Genomic DNA, 18,156 nt, shown 5'->3' on the forward strand with positions numbered 1-18,156 from the left:
CAACCGCCACCACGCCCGCGACAGCAACCGACCACTCGCCCTACTCGGCATCACCTGAGGACTTTGCCGGGCCCCTGGGGCCAACCCGGCGACCAGACGGCTTTTCAGGGGACGGCGGACCGTTACGGAGCGGTCTATCCTGTGACCATGTCTGTCGCCGAGACCGTGCAGAAGAAGGGCATGGATGGCGCGGATCTTGCGAAGCGATGGCTCGAGAGCACAACGTGGATCGAGCTACCCTTCGACGTCTACAACAACGCTCCCGTATGCACTCTCCGACGGCTTGACAAGAAGGTCAAGCGATATGACCTTTTCGGTTCAATTCACACAAGCCCGCCCACGCCACTGTACGTCGAGGTCAAGGACTACGACAGCTCTGGGGGGAAGCAAGGCATCGAGTACTGGGAGTTCCTCGCGAATGCCTACAGCATCACGGCGCAGGACCTCAAGGACGGCCAAGACGCTCGCCGCGAGTTCATGTGGATCACCAGGCATCCATTTAACTCAACGGATTGGGTGAAACTGACTTCGGCCGAGCGCATCAAGACGGCCCTCGAGAGCCATCATCGGGAGGCCCTGGACGGCGAGCCGATTGATGCAGACCTACTGGCAACGGTCTCAGACCGTCTCTGGTTACTCGTCCTGCACAAGCGCCAGGAGGGGCTCATGCTCACCGCAGAAGAGTTAGCTTTGGTGGAGAGTAAGCTCAACCGCAAGGGCAAGAAATGAGTGCCCACGGCGAGGCTGTGACGGAGCGAATCCGCTCGGCTATGCAATCGACCAACCCGCGAGACATCGTGACTGGCGTTAAGGACGCCGTTGCACTTGAGGTTCAATCACTCAGCCCCGACGCAAAGCTCGTCTTTACGGACTACTACAACCACTCCTACATGCCGGATCTCGTGCTGGAATGGAATGATGCCGGCAAGCGCGACGAGCGTCCCATCTTCCTTCGCAATGCTTTGCAGCCTGACGTAGTTGAGCAGGACGTTAGAAGCCTTGCGCCGCGCGAGCCAGTCGTCCTCTCACTCACCTCACCAACCGAGCTGACGCCTCGGTTCGACCTCCTACGCGAAAGGGCACGCCAAGCCAAACGGGTGCTGGTCACGGATGTTGCCTCGTTAGCTGACATCGCCTCGCCAACCGATGCACTGGGGTCACCGGTACCGTACCATTTCGAGGGAACTCCCTTGCTGCGCCTCGTCCAAGCCAATTTGCTGAAGGGCGGCCGAGGCCTGCTGACTGGCGAAGACGCAGAGCGCCTAACTCGCAGCGTTACTCCGCCAGCTGCAGATGGCGTTCTCACCGAGCAGTTCCTGGCATCCTTCGAACGATCCACCGGTGACCTATTCGCTCCCGATGCCGCCATGCGGCTAAGAAGAGCAGTGGAACTCTTACGGTTCGGATTATCGCGCCAAGCCGTAGACACGTTGGCGCCCACGGGAGGGCAGCTTTCGGATGTCGAGCTTCGAGTTCTTCTGCCGTACCTGCTTTCCAACGAGACAGCCAACGCAAATCCGCGACTTTGGGCCTACGTAGGCTCGATGATGTCCCTAGAGAGGCTCGAAGACATGTGGGCCGAACTGATTGATGTCGACGTAAGCCCACTTGTAGTTGCCAACGCCCACAGATGGACCGCCCGTCGAGCCCAGCTCGTATTCAGCAGCTCCTACGGGGAATACCTTGAACGTGAGGTCCTCACGGAGATGAGTGACGACGGTGACGTATGGGCAACGGGCGAAGTCATCGAGTATTTAGATGCAGGGCCGGACTATATTGAGGACGTCCCCGTTCCGTCCTGGGGCGTGCGGAATCGGATGCTGACGGCCGAGGTTGGTCCCTGGCGACTCTTTGTCACCTCCGACGCTCGCCGCTTGAAAGGCCGGACCGACAGTTCAGCAGCACGCTGGGACGACATCTCCCCTTTCCTCACAGGCTTTGCGCTTGATGCAGTCGACCTTCGCGGTACCTCCCGCCGCATTTTCGTGGGCGCCGAGGAGAGCGGCGACGTCAGCGCAGACGTGGCACTCATCCGCGGCAACATAGAGGACGACTTCCGAGTGACGGAGGTCCGGGTGCGGCGCATCGGAGACGACGAGGCTGCCACCGGCATGAAGGTCGACTTCACCGAGATGACGGTGACAGCCGGACATGCCCCTATAGCCTCACTTGTCACCGCAGCCGCGCTGCTGGGACGTCCAAGCTTCCCAGACTTCTCCGCCCTTATCGACATGCGTTCGCGATCCTTGTGGAACTCCTAAAGTGCAGCCGCCACGGTGATTGTGGCGAGCAGGACCCTCGACAACTTCGGAACGCAAACGGACGAGCAGATTCGCTGGTGGCTACTATAGCCGCAGGACGGCAAAAGGTGGAGGCCGATGACGGGTGAGGATAGCGGCGTAGATAGAGCACTAGAGGCCACCCAGGAGTTACCGCGGCGGGTCGTGACGACCTACGTTCGGCTGTGGCAGCTCGAAACCTGGTTGAGGCAAATGGCATACGTAGAGCTGCGGGCGTTGTTTGGCGGCGGCTGGCATCAACAGATCGCACCTCCCGGTAAGGCCCTATCAAATGACCTGCAATTAACACACATGCCAGGTCCTGAGCGGTTTCCCATCAGCTACGTTACTTTTGGCTCACTGCTGCGGACAATCAACAACAACTGGAGCCTTTTTGAGCCTTACCTCCCACCACAAGATCTCTGGCAGGCGAAGCTCGTGGAGGTGTCACAGATCCGTAACAGGGTGGCCCATTTTAGGCAAGGACATTACGACGACCTAGACCCGTCTTGCGCCTCATGAAAGATATCGACTCCGGATTCTTCAAGTTCTGTGCGAGCTATAACGACCCTCGGCCGGTCTTACCGCCAGCAAGGGATCCGGTGGTAAAGAAGTTTGTCCACCTTAACCAGTTTCCGTACGCCCAGGTTGAGAGAAGCAAGTGGGCGATGGTGGGCGTGGCTGACCGTGATGCGATCATTAATGTCGTTGTTGATGTGCTCAGGCGGCCTTGGTTTACAGGCCCAACACCAACTCGAATCCCTGGCCAGCCGGGCTGGCTCTACAACGTGGTCATCACGGCTAGAGACAGGCGCCACTTCGACTATTCACAATTTCTTAAAGACACGGAGCATCTTCAGAGCAGCGTTGTTCATGTATGCCTTGACTCGCTAGCCGCTTCAGTACGGGTTACGATCCCGGCAGTCCTTGGCACTCGCAAAATCAGCACGACGATTCAAAGATTCCTTGACTGGGCGCCAAATGCGTTGCGGCCAGGGCGAAGCGGGGAAGACAAGGCCAACGACATACAGCGCCTTGCCGAGGAATGGCCTGAATACGTACTTGGACCAGATAATCCCCTGTCCTTCTTGGCGCCGGATATGAAGTGTTCCTTTTTCACGCTCTAAGCTTGTTCAACCTCTGGCGTTTTGACGCCGAGATAGTTGCTATGGACTCGGCGTTTCGTGGAGACGGAAGCCGTCCACCGTCTGGTGATCCTTTGGTTCCCTGGCAAGGACGGGAAGAACAAGGACCGTGGCCTTGGCCACGATTGTCGGCTACCTGCGGGGTTGGGTTGCTCGATACGCCCGCGACCGATGCGGCGGCGTTGCTGGGGGCTTCCGCGGGGACTTCTATCAGTGCCTGGTGCGCCATGCGGACGCGTTGTTCAAGCTCACCGACGCGGTCCTATGCGCCGAGGGACCGGTCCAGAGCCTGGTCGACGTGTCGTTGGCGGCGGAGCATCAGTGTGGTCACCTCGCCTTGTACGGCGGGTTGAACTGCGGCCGGTCGACGTCGCTCGTGCTGCGGGTGAGGCTGGCAACGTCGAACTCGTACGAGCGGGTGGCGGCCGGCTGCACCCGCCGGCCCCCACCGTCGGAATGACGTGGTCAATGGTCGCGGCACGTTATACGTGGCCTGTGGCACGCACGCCGTTGCGGTCTACTCTTTCACCGCGAAATCGTAAACCTCAAGTTGACCGATTCACGGCTTTGAGCGGCCAAACGTCAAGAGGACTGGGCCGGGGCGGCGACGAGGGCGCGGATGGCCCGGCTGGTGGTCTTGCCAGTACGGGGGCCCAGATGTCGACGGCCATGTCCTCCCAGGCTGGCGCAGCGGCATCCGCCGGCGACGATGCTGCCGTCAGCACGCGGAGCCGGTTGGGTCGGGCCACTCGACGTCGGTGAGACTGGGCCGCAGCCGCCGGCCGCTGTCGGCGACACCTTTCGGGCCGAGGTGGACGTGGCCGGGTGGGTTCGCCATTCGCCGGGCGGCCGCGTCGAGCCTGGTCCGCCGCCGGCGAGCCCACCGCAGGCCGCCATCACCGTTGGGGCCAGCAGAAGCAGGGCGGTGACCTCAAGGACCGTGACGATGGTGCATGCGGTGGTCCAGGTAATGTCCCCGCGCAGCACCGGGGTGGCGGCCCGAATCGGGCCGCCGTCGGTTTATCCGGGTGGACGGGTGAGCACGACTGACGGCCACGCCGCGCCGGCGGCGACCAGGGCGACGGCGGTGATGCCGCCGACGATGAGGCCGGCGTCGTCGTCGCCGCCAACCCGAGGGCCAGGGAGCGGCTCATGTCGTCGTCCAGCGGAAGTCGGTGTTGCGGACTGCCGCTCCACGTCGGTGGGCTCCGGGTGCACGCGATACCCGACCGGGACCTGACCTTGATCAGGAAGTTGCGGCGGCCGATGGTCTCGCTGCCCTCGGCAGCAGTTTAAGAGGTCCTAACAAAATGATCTCTAACTCTTTCGTCCTTTGTAGAGGGCGATCTACGATGTCGGGTCGTGAGGCGTGGCGAGCAGCCGCCGTGGATCGTGCCGGACGGGCTGTGGCAGCGCATCGAGCCGTTGCTGCCCAAACCTGAGCGCAACCCACGGCACCCGGGACGCAAGCGGATCCCGGATCGACAGGGGGAGTTGCCCCCTGGTCCTGGACACTTGAACCTTGGATCGTGATGGTCTGGGGAGATCAGGAGTCCCTGACAGATGGTGATGAAGCACTACCCCGCCGAGTTCAAGGCCGACGCGGTCGCGTTGTACCGGTCTCGTCCCGGGGCGACGATCGCGCAGATCGCGGACGATCTCGGGGTCAACCGGGAGACGTTGCGCAGTTGGGTCCGCGCCGATGATCGGCGTCAGGGCGCAGCGGCCGGGCCGGCGGCTGCGCCGGCGGCCGGCTCGGTGGAGGACGAGAACGCCGCGTTGCGGCGGCGGATCCGGGAGCTGGAGGAGGAGCGGGACATTCTGCGGAAGGCGGCCCGGTATTTCGCCGGGGAGACGCGCTGGTGAACCGCTTCCAGTTCGTCGCCGACTATCAGCAGCGCTACGGCGTGAAGCGGTTGTGTCAGATCCTCGGGGTGTCCCGCTCGAGCTACTACTACTGGCGCTCGGCCGCGCCCGCGCGAGACACCCGACAGGCCGCGGATGTGGCTCTCGTGGGCCGGATCCGGGCGGTGCACGCCGCTCACGACGGCACCTACGGAGCACCACGGATCACCGCCGAGCTGCGTGATGCCGGTCTGGCGGTCAACCGTAAGCGGGTCGCGCGGGTGATGCGCCGCTTCGGCGTGCGGGGTCTACGACTGCGCCGGCGAACTCGGACGACGGTGCCGGATCCGGCCGCGGCGAAGGCCCCGGATCTGATCGGCCGGGACTTCACCGCCCCGGCGCCGAACCAGCGCTACGTCGGCGACATCACATACCTGCCGGTCGGGGACCGCGGGTTCCTCTACCTGGCCACCGTCCTCGACCTGCACTCCCGGCGCCTCGTCGGCTGGGCGATCGCCGACCACATGCGCACCGACCTCGTCGTCGACGCCCTCCACGCCGCGAAGCGCACCCGAGGCAGCCTCGACGGGGCGATCATGCACACCGACCACGGAGCCCAATACACCTCCCGGGCCTTCGCGCAGGCCTGCACTGCGGCAGGGGTCCGGCAGTCGATGAGCGCGGTCGGTAGCTCCGCCGACAACGCCGCCGCGGAGTCGTTCAACGCCACCTTCAAACGCGAAACCCTGCAAGGCCGCCGCGCCTTCACCGACGAACGTGAAGCACGGCTGACCGCGTTCCGCTGGCTACACCGCTACAACACCGTCCGCCGCCACTCCCGGCTCGGACAGCAGCCACCGATCACCTACGAAAAGAAGACCCAGCCGGCGCCGGCTACGCTGGCCCCGGCCGCATAAACCCCGTGTCCAGGATCAGGGGTCAAGCCCCAGGTGCTGTGCGGAATCTTGTTCGTGCTGCACACCGGCATTCAGTGGGAGTTCCTGCCCCAACAGCTGGGGTTCGGTTCCGGGATGACGTGCTGGCGGCGCCTGGAGGAGTGGAACCGGGCCGGGGTGTGGCAACGGCTGCACGAGCTGCTGCTGACCGAGTTGCAGGCAGCCGGGAAGTTAAACTGGTCCCGCGCCGTGATCGACTCCTCACACGTGCGGGCCGCCCGACGTGGCCCAAAAGCGGCCCGAGCCCGGTCGACCGCGCCCGCCCGGGCTCGAAGCACCACGTCCTGACCGAGGGCGCCGGCATCCCCCTCGCCGTGTCACTGACCGGCGGCAACAGCCACGACGTCACCCAACTACTCCCACTGCTCGACAAGATCCCACCCGTACGCAGCCGGCGCGGCCGACCCCGCCGGCGCCCCGACCACCTGTACGGCGACCGCGCCTACGACCACGACAAGTACCGCCGAGCTGTGCGAGCCAAAGGCATCCGCCCGCGCATCGCCCGCCGCGGTCAACCCCACGGACCCGGACTGGGCACGGTCAGGTGGGTGGTCGAGCGCACCGTCGCCTGGTACCACGGCATGAAACGGCTACGCATCCGGTGGGAACGCCGCGACGACATCCACGAAGCCTTCCTCGCCCTGGCCACCTGCATCATCACGTACCGACACGTCGCACGGCTTTGTTAGGACCTCTAAGACGGTGGCGCCGACCAGGACAGCACCTCGCGCGGCTCAGCACGTCGATCCGCACCTGGGCCTGGCCGGCGCGACGAGGGGCCGCATCGGGTCCTCTGTCCAGCGTCTACCGCAGACGCAGGGACGAAACCTTCCTACCCACAGGCCGCATCGCCTGTCCACTCGACGGCGTTGCCGACCGGAGAGTCGCCCGTACCGCTCCGGAATCGCTGGTCAGGGCCGTTCCCCGGGGCCGCCGTGACCAGCCCATACGGGAGAGCGGCACCAGGCTGGCGGGCCCGGGGCTCGCCGCCGCGCTGGCCCAGCCGGTCACACGTGCTGCCTGGAGGCTGGCCTGCTGCAGTCAGGCCGCCGAGTCCGGGCCGCCCCTGAAGCCCGGCCTATCGACACCGTTAGTCCAAAATGTCGAAAGATGGCAGCCCGTCCACGATCTTCATGGTTTCCAGGCTGACGGTCACGATCCGCTTAAGGAGATCGACTATGTAGCGCGGGTCGTCGGACCAATCGTTTGGGTCGTTGACGATCCCCGAGTCCTTGTCGGTCTTGACCTGGTACCGATCGATGATCCACTCAATGGCCGAACGGGCGCCGAGTTGGTAGCGGTACGCATCCTCGGGGATGTTGCTGAGGGTCACTCGGTGGTTGTAAAGGATCGTCGACCGATCCACCACACCTTTGGCCTTGGCAAACTTCATCTTGCCGACTCGGTACAGCTCGTCGAGTGGAGTCGAAGTTGCATCTCCCGCGACCGTCTCGACAATACCTTGGTGCGGCTCGACCTGCTCGTAGCGGATGTGCAGGTCGGCAAGCTTTCGGCCAGCCTCGGCAAAGCCGCGGAAGTCGACGACCTTCGGTATACGCGGCAGGGTCTTCTTCAGGTCTGCGGCGAACCTCTCTCGGTATTGCGGCGAGTGCAGCAATCCATACGTGTAGTAGAAGATGTCGTCCTTGACGATCGTCGGGTCGCTATAGCGACGGCGATAGTCCAGGAGGGCAGCGTCAGTTATGTTGTCCAGACGCTGGTAGTCGACCGCTAGGTCTGCGGCGGCGAAAAGCCCGTCTCCGGAGTCGAATTCGCCGTATGTATAACGCGGAAAGAAGTACCCACCCTTTCCGAACAGATCGAGGCATGGGATGAGATTCACTGCCAGGAGGGCGAATTCCGCGGTGGCATGGAACCCGTTCACATAGAACCCGAAGTTCTCATGCCTGGGACTCGGAAACATTTGGGGGAGCTTGCCCTGGCGATGGTTTAGATCCCGATCAAAATAGAGATTCTGGCGACAGAAGGCGCGATAAGAACTGGGGACTACTCGACTTGGGTCGAGTACGAGCTTCTTGCGTCGTGCAACCTTAGGGATGAGGCTTGACGACCAGCTGATCTTCGTCGGATTCCGGTCGATGAACGTTTCCGCGTCCGATGTCTGTGGTCGAGTAATACCCCTGGTCTTGCAATGCTCGTCGAACCGGTCCACCTCGCCGTTGTAGAAGTCGATCGTCGACGCCACGTTCGTGCTCAATTGCTGTTCAGAGTAGTTGTAAACCCACGCATCCCGGTTGGTTCCCAGGCCGAGCGAGTATGTGGCAAAGATGGGCTCAGAGCCCTCAGCGCTATTTCGGTCTCCCAAAGCCTGGAAGGTTGCGAAGCGGTCGTCGCGCTGGTTAATCCAGTCCCCTCCGCATTGGGAATGGTCTCCTGCCACTCGACAGTTTCGAGGTCTTGCCCACCGATAATGCGCACCTTTTCTTCACGGGTGAGATAATCACCGATGTCGCGATAGTGGAGTACGCCTTGCGAATTCCCTCCGGCAGTCTTGCCACCCTTTATCAGAATAAGAATGGCGACTGTGTTCCGGCTACCCGATCCAAAAATCTTGCCGCCCTCTTTGCGGGACTGCTCGCCGCTTGTGCGCTGGTTGCCTCGCAGGTTGTAGCAGTAGATAGCGTCGAATTCGCCGATCAGGGACTTACGCAGGCCGTCGTAGGTATTTCCATCTATGTAGCCACCGTTGGAGACGTATGCGACAATACCTTCGTCTTCGATGCGGTCAGAAGCCCACCGGATGGCCCGGATATACGAGTCGTACAGTGTGCGTCGCGAAGTCGCATTCGTTCGGGCCCCGTAGGTCGTTTCTATCCGCTCATCGAGGGCCTTGTACTTCAGGTTCTGGTTGTTGTTGTTGACGCTGTCTTGGCCCACCGAGTAAGGCGGGTTGCCGATGACGACGGTGATGTTCTGCTTCTGTTGTTTCTTGGCGCGTTCGCTGTTGCCTTCGAGGACATCCATCCCTTCCAGCTTGGCCGTGCCCTCGGCGAGCTGGAAGGTGTCCGTCAGCACGATTCCTTCGAAGGGCCGGTATTCGCCGCCGACCAGGTCGTGGAACGCGGCCTCGATGTTGACGGCTGCGATGTAGTACGCGAGCAGCACGATCTCGTTGGCGTGCAGTTCAGCCGCGTACTTGCGGAGCAGGTCTTCGGGCTTGATGAAGCCGGACTGGAGGAGGCGGACCGGGAAGGTGCCGGTGCCGACGAACGGGTCGATGATCTGGACGCCCTCGTCCGACAGTGTGCGACCGAAGTGCTTTTTTAGCGCCTGTTCCGTCGAGCGGATGATAAAGTCGACGACCTCGACGGGGGTGTAGACGATGCCGAGGGCGTCGGCGGTCTTCGGCAGGGCGGTCTTGAAGAACTTGTCGTACAGCTCGACGATGACCCGCTGACGGCCCTCGTGGTTGTCGATGCCCTCGGCGCGCACGCGCACCGATTGGTAGAACTCGTCGAGCTTCTTGCTCTCAGCGTCAAGCCCTTGGTCGTCGAGGATGTCGAGCATACGCTGCATGGCCTTGGAGACCGGGTTGTGCTCGGCGAAGCCGTAGTCCTTGAACAGCGCGTCGAAGACCGGCTTGGTGACGATGTGCTGGGCCAGCATGTCGATGGCGTCGCTCTCGTTGACGCCGGGATTGATGTTGATCCGCAGCTCGCCGAGGAACTCCTCGAAGGCGCTTCGCTTCTCAGGCAGCGTCAGGGCGGCCTTGATCCGGGTGACGTGGCGGTCGGCGATTTGGGCGATGTCCCGGGCCCAGTCTTCCCAGTACTGCCGCTGGCCGACCTTGTCGACGATGCGGGCGTAGATCGCCTCTCGCCAGTCTGTGACGGAGAAGAGCGCTTCCTGGATGTGCTTGGCGCTCTGGGCTTCCTTCGCCTTCGCGGCCTCGCCGCTGGCGGCTGTGCTCGATCCGTCGCGGTCTCCGACCGATTCGTCACCAGGGCCGATGCTGCCGATGCCGATCTTATTGTCGGGCTTGTTCTTGTTCAGCTCGATCTGGTTGACGGTCGCGTTGAACCGGTCGTCGTGGGCGCGCAGCGCCTGGAGTACCTGCCACACCGTCTTGAAGCGCTGGTTGTCGGCGAGCGCCTTCTCCGGCGCCATTCCGGCGGGGATAGCGACCGGCAGGATGATGTAGCCGTAGTTCTTGCCTGGCGCGAGGCGCATGACCCGCCCGACGGATTGAACGACGTCCACCACCGAGTTGCGGGGGTGGAGGAAGAGGACGGCGTCCAGGCTCGGCACGTCCACGCCCTCGGAGAGGCAGCGGGCGTTCGACAGGATGCGGGCGTGGGCCGGGCCCGGGTCCTGCTTGAGCCAGTCCAGCAGCTTGTTGCGCCGCAGCGTGTTAAACGTGCCGTCGACGTGCGCGACCTCGCAGCGCAGCACCTCGTCGTCGGCGTCGTCGTAGGCGTCGACCACCTCGGTGAAACGCCTGGCGATCGCCGTCGAGTCGGCGATTGAGCGGGCGAACGCAACGGCCCGTTTCATGGGCGCTTCGCCCTCGGCGAACCCGGAGCCGTCGGCGAACGTGCCGGTGCGCTTGGCCATCGCGTTCCAGCAGCCGATGATCTTCGCGGCGTCGTCGAGTCTCAGTTCAGAGTCCCCACCGGCAAGACCCTGCTGCAGTGTCCTGGCGACCCGGCCTTCGTCCACGGTGAGGATGAGGACCTTGTAATCGGTGAGCAGGCCCCGCTCGACGGCTTTCCCGAAGCCCAGCCGGTGGAACTCAGGGCCGTACGTCGTCTCGTCGTCCATCGAGGCCAAGAGCGCGTCCGCGTTCCTCGCCTCGGCCTTGGTGTCCTCGTTGTAGATCCGCGGGGTTGCGGTCATGTAGAGGCGGCGGTCGCCGCCGAGGAAGGTGTCGTCGTGGACCCGGACGAAGGATGACTCGTCATGGCCGGCCAGCGTGACACCGGTCGTGCGGTGGGCCTCGTCGCACACGATCAGATCGAAGCGGGGCAGACCTTTGCGCTGGGCCGCCGCCACGGTGCCGATGGACTGGTAGGTGGAGAAGACCACGGTCAGCCCTGGTTCCGCCTCAACCCTGGCCATCTGCTCGATCAGCCGGTCAGGGTCGGTGGTGGCGGGCAGGGCCAGGTCGTACGTGGCCATGTCGTTGTCGTCGCCCATGGCGGCCCGCTGCTTGCCGACCTTCGTGTCCGAGCACACCGCGAATGCGCACAGCGTCACCTCGGATTCGAATGACCATTCGCGCAGGCTCTGTGAGAGGAGGGCGATGGAGGGGACCAGGAAGAGCACGTTGGTGTGCTCCGCCTCTCCAGCGGTGGCTCGCTCACGGTGCAGCCGTTCGGCGATCTTCAGACTGGTGAACGTCTTGCCGGTCCCGCACGCCATGATCAGCTTGCCGCGGCTGCGGGCGGCGAAGCCGGCGAAGACGTCGTCGATTGCCTCTCGCTGGTGCTTGAGCGGTGTTTTCTTGGCCCGCAGCGTCATCTCGACGCGGTGGTCGAGGGTGGGCATGTGCCACTGCACCGGGCTCTGCGCAATCTCCTCGAGCCCGATGCGAGTGACCGGAATCTGCTGATCGGCGAGAGCCGCTTCGGCGTGGACGTTCCACTTGTCGGTCGTCGAGATGATCAGGCGACGGGTGAAGCCACCCTTGCCGGAGGCGGTGAAGAAGGAGTCGATATCCGCCTTTTCCACGGTGTGGTCCGGCTCGTAGAACTTGCACTGGATGGCGCAGTAACCACCCGTCTCCCGGTCTTGCGCAACCAGGTCGATGCCGACGTCCCGCTTGTCGGCTGCCGCTCCCGGCCAGCCGGTCCACATCCACACCCGGCTGAACTGCTCGGTCCACTGCGGGTCGGTGCTCAGGTATCGGAGCATCAACTCCTCGAAGCCGGTGCCCCGATCACGGTTGCTTGACGAGTTGTCGCGGATCGCCTTGATGACGTCGTGCACGGTCGTGGTCGTCGTCACTGCGCTTCGAATCCCGTCACAGTTGTCGGCGAGCCATCCACCCGCCGGAGGGAGCACACCGGAGGTACGCGACTCTACCGTCACCCACCGCTGCCGTGGATCCTGCGGCAGTGACGGGACCAAGCGAAACCGGCGAAGGCTGCATTTGAGCCTGGCGCGCGGTTACTCGCCGGCAGTGGGTAGGTGCGGCGGCTCGCCGCCAGTCTTGAGAAAGGTGGCGGCTATCTGTATGGCCGTTTCAGGCTGAATCCGCAGATTTTCGGTGGGGTACTCGGTGGGTACCCCACCAAGGTCGAAGCTGAGTCTCCCGCTCGGAGTCTCGACTGTTGGATCGTTGAGGAAGCCGCCGTCATCGGCGATGTGTACCGCGAAGGCGTGCGTAGGGTGGCCGCACCCGATCTGCAGGCCGGGTGGCAGTTCATCGGGATCGTCGGTCGTTGGCTGAAGATGGTGATCGCGACGGGCTCACCGGCCTGGTGGATCTCGTTGAGTAGGGCCTCCAGGGCGCCGGGGTCGGTCAGGTCGACCTCCACCAGCCGAACGCGCGGCGAGGGCAGGACTGCCTCGGACCCGATGCGAAGATTGGGCGTCTCGCGTGCGGACGGCTGCAAGAGCGCCGCGAGTTACGGCAGAGGAAAGACATGATGGCCTACGTGAACGAGACGGACGGCGCAGACCGCACCGAAGCGCTCTTGTGGACTGCCCCTACCGGGCCGCTTCCCGCACCACCGATCGACACCAAGGCTCAGGTACTGCCCATCGGTGACCTGCACTGGCCCGACGCCGAGCGCCTGTTCCTCAGGCTGCTGCACACGGTCCGGCCGGTCCAGTACGCCAAGCTCTTCGGCGTTCCAGGTCAGGCCCAAGCCGGGATCGACGCCTACGCCCGGCTCCCGCTGAACCTGACAAACGGTGAAACCGGCGGCCGGGACTACATCACCCTGCAATCCCGGCGGATCAAATCGCTGACCACAGCCAAGATCAAGAAGGCTGTTGACGACCTACTGAAGGGCGAATGGGCCCAGAAAACGGCGGCGTTCCATTTCGCCACCTCGTTCGACCTGCAGGCCACGAAGCTCGACACCGCGATCCGCGAGCAGACCGACCGGCTGGCCAAACTCGGGATCACCTTCGTTCCGTGGGGTGTCCAGGAGGTCTCCACGCTACTGAAGGACCATCCTCGCATCGTCGACGACTTCTTCGGCCGGCCGTGGGTCGAGCGCTTCTGCGGCCTGGAGGCAGCCCAAGCCCTCACCAACAACCTGTCCCATCAGGACAGCAGAGACCTACGCGCCCGGTTGCGTGACCTCTATCGGGCGGTCTTCTACGCCCAGGGCGGAGTCCACTCGGGCGAGAACACCGAACCCGATCAACAGTTTGTGATCTTGGATGTCGACCCCAACGGTCAGCAGTCCAACATCCTCGACACCGAACGGCCCGAGGCGACCGGTGAGGGTCAGCACCCTGGGCAAGGTCCGGTCGACGGGCATACCTACATCGCCTCCCGGCTGGGCGCCCGCCGGCAGTCGTTCAGATCCGCCCGCCACCTGCTCCACCGCACAGCCCAGTCCACGCCGGCCACGGTCGGCTCAGTCAGAGCCGACGAGTGGCTGGCCGGAGGCAAGTACCGGCTGCTCATCGGCCGTCCGGGAGCGGGTAAATCCAGCCTCCTGCGGTTCGTGGCAACGGACTTGCTCTCGTCCCAGCCGCAGTCGATCGCGCTGCAGCGGGAACACGCCACCGACCTGCCGATCTGGCTGCCGTTCGGGTTCCTGTGCCGCCATCTGGAAGGGTCGACGGATAACTCGCTCGTTTCGGCTGCCGAAGCCTGGCTGAAGTCGCAGAGCGCCGCATATTTGTGGCCGCTGGTCCGGCGCGCACTGCAGGACGATCGCTTGCTGCTGCTCGTCGACGGCGTCGACGAGTGGAGCGACGTCGCCGCAGCCGAACGCGCCCTCGGGATGTTGGAGGCGTTCCTCGGTCGCACCAACGCATCAGCGATCCTCTCCACGCGCCCGTACGCGGTCGACCGGCTCAACTGGCGGCTCCCGTGGGGCCATGCGGAGATCACGCCGCTGACTGACGATCAGCGCCGCACCATCGCGGCCGGGATCCTCCTGCCAGTCACACAGCCGGAAGCTGTCCCGGCTGTTTGGTCGACGTGGAGCGCAGGCGCCGACCCGTTTCTCGACCAGCTCGCGGTCACGCCGGAACTCGCCGAGCTCTCTCGGTCGCCCCTCTTCCTGACGTTGCTGGCCGCGACATGGCAGGGCGAGCCCCTGCCGCGGCAGCGGTTCAAGATCTACGCGCGGCTCGTCGAGCTGCTTATCGAGAAGCATCCCCAGATGCGGCAGCGCGCCTCACACGCCGATGGAGGACCACTGACGGCCGCCGAGGTGACCACGCTGTTCGCCGCCGTGGCCTACCGCCTTCGCGTCAAGGACCCCGTCGGCGCCGTCACCAAGCCGGAGATGCGCAAGCTCATCGTCGAGTCGATGACCGACGACGAGGTTCTCGGCTACGAGCAACCTGCCGCCCGCAAGATCGCCGATGCGGTCCTCGCCATGGCGGAAGACGAGTTCGGCCTCGTCGTGTCGCAGGGCGCTGGTGCCTTCGGCTTCCTGCACCGGGTCGTGCTCGACCACATGGCCGGCCAGTACCTCGCCACGCTGCCCGCCAACGAGCAGGTCGAGGCGGTGCGGCGGTTCGTCCATGATCCGGCCTGGCGCGACGGGCTCCTCGCACTACTGACCGCGCAGGTCAGCCCTCACGCAACCGAACCGCTGCTCTCCGCGGCACTCGGCGCCAGTGACCGGCCGTGGGCAGACGTCGACGGATACGAACTGCTCGCCGAAGCACTTGCCGCAGGCGTCAAGCTCACCCCGAGATCCCAGACCGCGTACTCGAACCGCCTCGTCGAACGTGTCGATACCCATCCCTCGCTGCGCCATCGGGCGAACCTCATCACCGCGCTCGTCGGCACGCTCGCGAGCCACTCCGCCCGCAGTCACCTACTTCCGATCATGAAACGGTGGCTCACCGCGCCTCGCCCCGACCCATCACCGACTATGTGGGCGCTGCGAGATCTCGACATCACCGACGACGTCGCGGCCGAGTACCTGCTCTGGGGCATCCGACACCCCGAGGACAACGTCAAGGTCAACGCGGCGCTGGCCATCGCACACCGGTTCGGCGGCCAGCCACACCTGGTCGACCGGCTGGTGGCGTTCACCGCGACCGGGCCGTCCTCGGCAACGCAAGCCGCCGCCATCCTCGCCCTCGGCAACGGCTGGGCCGAGACACCCGAAACCACCCGCTTGATCGACTGGGCCCGCCGCCAGCCATCCGTACCGCTCCGGCTGGTCAGCCTGCACCTGCTGCAACACACCCCGCACGGTGACGCCGCGCCGTTCCGGCCGGAAGAACGTGACTGGCTGCTGTCACTGCTCCGCCACGAGGACTACCTCCGCGGGCCGTGGCCCGCAGCAAACCTCGTCAACATCGCCGCCACCGGCGACGCGCAGGCAGCCGACTTCGCGCTGGAGACCCTGACGACGAACGGACGCAACGGCGGCGACAGACCGCTTGCGTGGACGCTCGCCTTCAACGCCTTCGCCGATGACAGCCGCTTCAAGGAATGGGTGGCCGCAGAACTCGCCGAGCCCGAGGAACGCGGCCTGATCTTGTACGACGTCGGCATGATTCCCCGGCAGTGGCGCGACGATCCGACATTCGCACAGGCGCTCAGCCGTTACGTGGACAAAAAGCTTAGGGAGCCGGTGGGGTACAACGTCGCCGGCCTTGCCAACTTGGTGCCAGCCGATGATGACCGGACGGTGCTGTTGCGCGGTCTGGACACCTGGCGGCCCTACGCCACGGCCCGCACACTGGTCGAGCGGTACGCAGACGACCAGCACGTCCGTACAGCCCTCACCAGCCGACTTCGTGGTGAGTACGCACGCGCCGCGCCCATGGCCGGCGTCGCCGTCGACGTGCTCGGCCCGAAAGAGGGCTTCGCCGTCCTGGTATCCCTGCTACGCCAGCCAGATGAACGTGGTCGCACGGAAGAACAGGTCGTCGTGGCCGAAGCGGTAGCCGACGCCTGGAAGCGGCTTGAGGACGCCGCCCGGGAAGCAGGCGCCGAAGGCGAAGCCGCGCGGGAAGTGCTCGCCAGCTACGATCCGGCCGAGCTGGCGGCGCTGTGCACGGCGGTGAATCCCCACCACCTGATGTGGCACGTCCCAGCCGTCATCACCGCCTGGCCCGGGCAACCAGCGGTGCAGGAGTTCGCCGACAAGCTCATCCACGACTCAAGGCCCATCACCTCAGGCATTCCGGACACCATTCCGGTCGCGATTCTCCGGGCGTACTGCGGCAGGACCGACGAACCCTCCCGCCGAATCCTCGACAAAACCCTCAACCTGCTCAAGCACATCGAACCCGAGCTGCGCGAAGTCCTCGCCTTCGAACTGGCACGCAGCTCGCTCGCCGCGAACGACCTCATCGACGTCATGGCGGAGTGGAGGAACGAACCCGACACTGAGGTTCGCCGCAACGCCTTCATCGGGCTTATCCAAGCGATCAAACGTCACCAGCAAGCCCATGACGACGTAGCAGGCGCCGACACGCTCACCGCCGAAATGGAATGGCTACACAAGGAGATCAAGGACGACCTGTGCGCCTACGGCCCCGAACTCGAAGAGCGTCGGCAGCTGGCATGGATCGGCATGCTCATGCTCGGGGACCTCACGCTCAGCGACGGCATCCAGGAGACTATCGGCCACGAAGGGCGAGTGCCTGGCGTCAAGCTCGATGTCCTCTACGACGGTGACGTGGACCACATCTTGGTAGACCTGGTCGCCGAGAACTGGGAACGGCTGCGCGTCCACTTCGGTGATGAGCTCTTCGAGCGCCTGAACAGCACGTCGGCCCGGCAGCGTCGAACCGTCAGCGAGCAACGCCGCCATGTCATGTCAGCGCTGGCAACCGTAGCTTCGCGATACCCCGCCATCGCGGAGATGCTCCGCGGCGAGGCCGACGCCGATGCCGCACTACGACAAGATCGGCGCTTCCTCCTGTGGGCCAAGGAAGAGAACAGGGGCGACGAAGGAGCCCTCCGTGCGCTCGTGGCCAAGCCCGGCGGAACGGTAAACGGTCGGCAAGACCAAGTCCTCGACTCACTGCTGGACCGAGACAGCTGGAATGTGCCCGACGAGGCATTCAAGACCATCCTCACTGAAGACGCGGTCGACACTGGGTCAGGCCGCATCTACGTCAGCGAGAAGCTAGCCACGTATGCCCAATTGTTTCCGAAGGACCCTGTGTCCATCGCTGCCCTCCGAGACCTCGAATCGTGGTTCCGAACGGACCGCGCGACTCGCGAGCACCGCGATTGGGACGACACGCTCGCCATCGCGTTCGGCACAGTCGACCCGCAAGATCTGCCCGCCATCGTCACCCGCGCCCACATCCGCATCCGCATCCGCATGGGCATGTCAGACCGGTATCTGCCCATGTTCACCAGGCCGCTCATGCGGCGGCTACGAGTGGACGCCGACGCCGTCGAAGCGTTCAAGGCCGCGCTTAGCGAACCGATGAGCATCCGTGAGGACAGCCCAATCTTCGCGGCCCCCTGGGATCCAATTGCCGACGCATGTCCCGACCTGCAACCGCTACAACGCACGTACCTCTTCGCGGTCGTCCTACGCCAAGCGGGCGCCCTATCTCAACAGGATGCGACGGTGGCCACCCGCGTCCTCGCATCCGCGTCACCTGACACCGTCGTGCATAACCCGTTTACCAACCGTGAAGGCCCACTCTGCCTCGCCGTACTGGACCTCGCCGCTCACTGACAAGGCCATCCCGTTGATCCCTCTGTGACGATTAACCTCGATCATTCGCGGGGTTGACGTGTTGGTACGACCCGTCTGATTTCATCGTTGTGAGTCGATGCTGATCGTGGGT

10 protein-coding genes and 2 pseudogenes are annotated in these 18,156 nt (G+C 64.3%); 9 read left to right on the plus strand and 3 right to left on the minus strand.

The genetic code is table 11. From position 1 onward, the window contains the following. The first annotated feature begins 147 nt into the window (after nucleotides 1–147). From ACVCAH_RS35095 to ACVCAH_RS35130, 8 genes and pseudogenes are all read left to right on the plus strand, one after another. A complete protein-coding gene (locus ACVCAH_RS35095; protein ID WP_447140520.1) occupies nucleotides 148–729 on the plus strand; it encodes a hypothetical protein in 582 nt (193 codons plus the stop codon). Beyond that, nucleotides 726–2,261 carry a hypothetical protein gene (locus tag ACVCAH_RS35100; RefSeq protein ID WP_447140521.1) on the plus strand — a complete coding sequence of 512 codons (1,536 nt, stop codon included), beginning with the start codon at nucleotides 726–728 and terminating at the stop codon, nucleotides 2,259–2,261. Before ACVCAH_RS35095 ends, ACVCAH_RS35100 begins: the two co-directional genes overlap by 4 nt. 117 nt (nucleotides 2,262–2,378) lie before the next feature. Then, nucleotides 2,379–2,801: a hypothetical protein gene (locus tag ACVCAH_RS35105; RefSeq protein ID WP_447140522.1), complete on the plus strand. Its 423-nt coding sequence runs from the start codon at nucleotides 2,379–2,381 to the stop codon at nucleotides 2,799–2,801. After that, nucleotides 2,798–3,406, plus strand: a complete 609-nt coding sequence (locus ACVCAH_RS35110; protein ID WP_447140523.1) for a hypothetical protein — start codon at nucleotides 2,798–2,800, stop codon at nucleotides 3,404–3,406. Before ACVCAH_RS35105 ends, ACVCAH_RS35110 begins: the two co-directional genes overlap by 4 nt. 133 nt (nucleotides 3,407–3,539) lie before the next feature. Then, a complete protein-coding gene (locus ACVCAH_RS35115; protein WP_447140524.1) occupies nucleotides 3,540–3,884 on the plus strand; it encodes a transposase in 345 nt (114 codons plus the stop codon). Nucleotides 3,885–4,813: 929 nt separating this feature from the next. Continuing rightward, nucleotides 4,814–4,909 (plus strand): annotated as a pseudogene (locus tag ACVCAH_RS35120) (IS5/IS1182 family transposase); the annotation flags it as partial. Nucleotides 4,910–4,987: 78 nt separating this feature from the next. After that, nucleotides 4,988–6,186, plus strand: a protein-coding gene (locus ACVCAH_RS35125; RefSeq protein WP_447140525.1) for an IS3 family transposase whose coding sequence is annotated in 2 segments (ribosomal slippage) — nucleotides 4,988–5,276 and nucleotides 5,276–6,186 — 1,200 coding nt in all. Because the reading frame shifts where the segments join, the coding sequence is not laid out codon by codon here. A 36-nt stretch (nucleotides 6,187–6,222) separates the two neighbouring features. Continuing rightward, nucleotides 6,223–6,914, plus strand: a pseudogene (locus ACVCAH_RS35130) (IS5 family transposase); the annotation flags it as partial. A 401-nt stretch (nucleotides 6,915–7,315) separates the two neighbouring features. Here ACVCAH_RS35130 and ACVCAH_RS35135 read toward each other — a convergent pair. The 3 genes from ACVCAH_RS35135 to ACVCAH_RS35145 all read right to left on the minus strand — a co-directional run bounded on the left by ACVCAH_RS35135 (nucleotide 7,316) and on the right by ACVCAH_RS35145 (nucleotide 12,609). After that, nucleotides 7,316–8,551, minus strand: coding sequence for a type ISP restriction/modification enzyme (locus ACVCAH_RS35135; protein WP_447140526.1), 1,236 nt, complete (start codon nucleotides 8,549–8,551; stop codon nucleotides 7,316–7,318). Further along, nucleotides 8,440–12,192 (minus strand): restriction endonuclease, encoded by a 3,753-nt coding sequence (locus ACVCAH_RS35140; RefSeq protein WP_447140527.1) that lies wholly within the window; start codon nucleotides 12,190–12,192, stop codon nucleotides 8,440–8,442. The genes ACVCAH_RS35135 and ACVCAH_RS35140 overlap by 112 nt, the downstream gene beginning before the upstream one ends. Before the next feature lie 162 nt (nucleotides 12,193–12,354). After that, the gene (locus tag ACVCAH_RS35145; protein ID WP_447140529.1) at nucleotides 12,355–12,609 is read right to left on the minus strand and encodes an Imm1 family immunity protein; all 255 of its coding nucleotides are present in this window, start codon (nucleotides 12,607–12,609) and stop codon (nucleotides 12,355–12,357) included. Nucleotides 12,610–12,845: 236 nt separating this feature from the next. Here ACVCAH_RS35145 and ACVCAH_RS35150 point away from each other — a divergent pair, with 236 nt between their 5' ends. Further along, a complete protein-coding gene (locus ACVCAH_RS35150) occupies nucleotides 12,846–18,044 on the plus strand; it encodes an NACHT domain-containing protein (RefSeq protein WP_447140528.1) in 5,199 nt (1,732 codons plus the stop codon). The last annotated feature ends 112 nt before the right edge of the window (nucleotides 18,045–18,156 follow it).

Source organism: Micromonospora sp. LZ34, from assembly GCF_052981855.1.